The following is a 3,383-nucleotide window of genomic DNA, read 5'->3' as shown; positions in this document are numbered from 1 at the left end:
TTCGACCAGGTGTCGTCCATCGTGTTCGCAGGCGCCTCGGGAGCGGCCCTCGCGGTGGCAGCCGCTACCTCAACCATCTCGGATCGCAGCGACGAGTCCATCACATTCATCGCCCCGGCCCTCGCCTTCGCTGTGACCGTCGTGCTGCTCATCATCCGCAATGCCGTCACCGCCCAGCGGGCCCAGGCAAACGCGGCAGTCTGCGCGGCGGCCGCCGTATCCGCGCTTGCCGTGCTCCCCGCAGCATTCATCGCAGTGGGCCACTGGGTCGCTTTCCTAGGCGACGCAGTAGACCTTGAACCGGTCTCGTCGGGCGCCGCCGCGCGTATGCCCTTCGCTCTCGTCATGTACTCGCTCGCTGCGCTCACCCTTGCCGTCGCTACGACGGCACTCTGCCTGCGCCTGCTCGGCAGATTGCGGTCGGCGTTGCCGTGGCTCATACCCTCGGGCGTGGCGGTGCTGTTATTCGCCCTAACGCTGCTCCCCTCGGCGTGGTTCGTGCTCGCCGCCAGCACCGCCCTCGGCACGATCGGTCTTGTCGTCCTCCGTCGGATGCCTCGTAGCTACCCCGCGGCAGCACGAACAGCGGCGCTCGGCGGCTTTGCCACCACGTGGCTTGCCGGGTGGCTTGCCGACGACACCTGGCTCCCGGCGACGATCGTGACGGTGGCCGCGCTCGTCGTAGCTCGAATCATCGTGTGCTCCGCTGCGTGGTCTCGCGCGCTCGTCACAGGCGGAGCCGTGTCCCTTAGCCTCATCGGCATCGCCTACGGCGGATGGCTTCTCGCCCCTGCTGGTTCGGGCAACGCCGCACTCACGTCCGCCGCGGCGGTCGCCATCCTGGCCGGAGGGCTCAGCGCCGTAGCCGCGCTGGACCTGGGCTGGATCACCACGCTAGAACGACGTCTCGTGTGGTGGATCACCCTCGCTGCCCTCATCACGTCGGCCATCGTGTGGGCCATCTATCCGGCAGAGAATGCGCCCCCCTCCATCTCACTGTTGGTCTTTGCCGGTGCATCTGTGACCGCTGCGGCCACAGCGCTCTGGGGCATCGCCTCTCCCCTCGTCGAACGTTTCTGCGCAGCTTTGCTCATCGCGCCCGCCTTCGCGGTGGCGCTGAACGCAGCGGCGAATCTGGCTGCTCCCGGCGGGGTGCCCGCTGGGCTGGACGCCGCCGTGGCTGCAGCGCTCATCGCCGCAGTTGCCCTGGTGTGGACTGCAGCGCCCCGGCGTGGCGTGGATATCGGCGTCGCCATAACGGCTCTGCTGGCGCTCACCGTCGCAATCGGGTCGCCCAACCAAACGGGCTGGATTGTGCTGCTTGTCTGCGCCGTGACCGCGGCGATCGCCGCCAGCTCACGCGATGGTCTCGTCAGCTCTCGAGCGCCTCGTCGCCACCTCGGATGGGTTGCGCTGTTCTTAGCGGTAGTCGCGCTGTGGTGGGCACTGACCGACGCCGGAGTCAGCGCCATTGAACCGTTCGTCCTGCCCCCGGCCGCGTCTCTCATCGCCATCGCCGTGCTCATCCGAATGCGCCGGAACGCTTCGCTCTCAGCGGCGCAGCTTCTTTTCTGGGGACTCGTGCTCGCGATCGTGCCGGTCGGGCTCGCCTCCTCCGGCGCCGACACGAGCGACCTGGTGAGGGCCGCTGTCGTTGTGCTCGTCTCCGCGATATTGCTGGTTGTCGGAACAGCCGTGCTGAGCCGCTCCCACAACTCAACCCCGACAACGGCCGACGCCACCCCCGGGCGTACTGAGTTCTCCCGGCTCGCGGCTGTTGCAGTTGCTAGTGCCGGGCTTGTAGGCACCGCTCTCGTCACCGTGCTCCGCGCCGGAGAAGCGATCTCCTCGCCTGCAGGGGTGCTGGAGATGTGGCTTGCGCCATCGATCTGTGCGCTCGTCCTGTCTGCCGCGTTCGTGAGCCGCCGGGAGCAGCTCACCGTGGGCAAAGTGACCATCAGCGGTCCAAGGCTCGGCCAGGCGCTCGTCGTCGCCGCGATCACCACAGCCGCCCTCTACGAACTCGGCGCGGTGATTGCCACGCCCGAAGGCTCACCGGTCAGTGCGTCCCTCCGCGTCGTTGTCGTCGTCGCGGCGCTGAGCGCGATTCACGTCGCAGCATTCGCACGCCGCGTGCCGCTCGCCGCAGCGTTCGGCTCCCCTGCGGCGTGGACCGCCGTCGGGCTTGCCGGGGTCGCCGCTCTGCTCGGGCTTGCCTACGTTGAGGCACCGGAGATGGTCACAGCACCGGTCGCCTTGGCCTTGGTCGCCACAGGAGCGCTGCGCCTTTCTCGCAACCCGCGAAGCGGGAGCTGGCCGGCACTGGGCCCGGGCCTCGCACTGCTACTGCTGCCCACACTCTTGCTCACGTTCACCGAGCCCGTCGCCTGGAGGCTCGTCGCTCTCGGCATCGTCGGAGTGGCGACAATCGTCGCTGGCGTTGCGCTGCGTCTGCAAGCCCCGTTCATCATCGGAACCGTTGTGGTGCTCGTGCACGCGCTGAGAACCTTTGCGCCCCAGATCGTAGCGATCTACGAAGCCGCGGACTGGTATGTCTGGGCCGGAATCGGCGGAGTACTACTCGTGGCCATCGCCATCCGATACGAACACCGGATGCGGGACGTCAAGCGGGCCGTCGGCAGCATCGCCTCGCTCCGATAGCAGCACGCAGCATCAGCACGTCACAGCACGTCACGTCACGTCACGTCACGGCGTCGTCGCACTGCGCTTGATCACGGCACCGTGGACGTGACTACACGTCCCGATGGGTGAAGCGCCCGGCCAGAAGCGTCGCAACAACAGGCATGCGTCGCACGTCGTCACCGGAGTCTGCCCAGGGGTCAGCATCGAGGACAACGAGGTCGGCAACTTCGCCTTCCCCAATGCGGGAGCGAGTGGATGCGACCAGCGCATCCCCCACCGAAATTGCTTGTTCGGGATGCCACGGCGCGCGGCCGTCGCGAGACCGCGAGACGGCCGCCGCGATGGTCACCCACGGATCAAGCGGGGCGACAGGAGCATCGGAACCCAGCGCGAGTTCGACCCCGGCATCCAGCAGAGACCGCAGCATGAACGATCGCTGCGTTCGCCCCTCCCAGAATCGGTCGGCGATATCCCGATCATCCATCGCGTGCTCGGGCTGCACGCTCGCCACGATGCCCAACTGCGCAAACCGCGCAACATCCGACTCCCGCAAAAGCTGTGCATGCTCAATGCGGCCCGGGATGCCCAACTGCTCATAAGCATCCAGCACCAGAGCATTCGCATGGTCACCGATCGCGTGAACGGTCGGTTCGATGCCGGCGTCAACGGCACGCCGGATGAGTGGCATCACCTCATCGGGCGGCAGGGTGAGCAGGCCGTGCGAATCGGGACCGGAGAGT

At 67.4% G+C, this 3,383-nt stretch carries 2 protein-coding genes; one reads left to right on the top strand and one right to left on the bottom strand.

From position 1 onward, the window contains the following. Positions 1–2,661: SCO7613 C-terminal domain-containing membrane protein (locus tag AC062T_RS13590; protein WP_476030887.1), on the top strand; the 2,661-nt coding region annotated here is incomplete at its 5' end. A 91-nt stretch (positions 2,662–2,752) separates the two neighbouring features. On the opposite strand, the gene AC062T_RS13585 is transcribed toward AC062T_RS13590, so the two are convergent. Further along, positions 2,753–3,383 (bottom strand): amidohydrolase family protein (locus AC062T_RS13585; RefSeq protein WP_476030885.1); only part of this gene is annotated, 631 nt, incomplete at its 5' end.

Source organism: Homoserinimonas sp. (genome assembly GCF_056262345.1).
The sequence above is the reverse complement of the archived record's forward strand: the minus strand, read 5'-3'. Positions and strand labels throughout refer to the sequence as shown.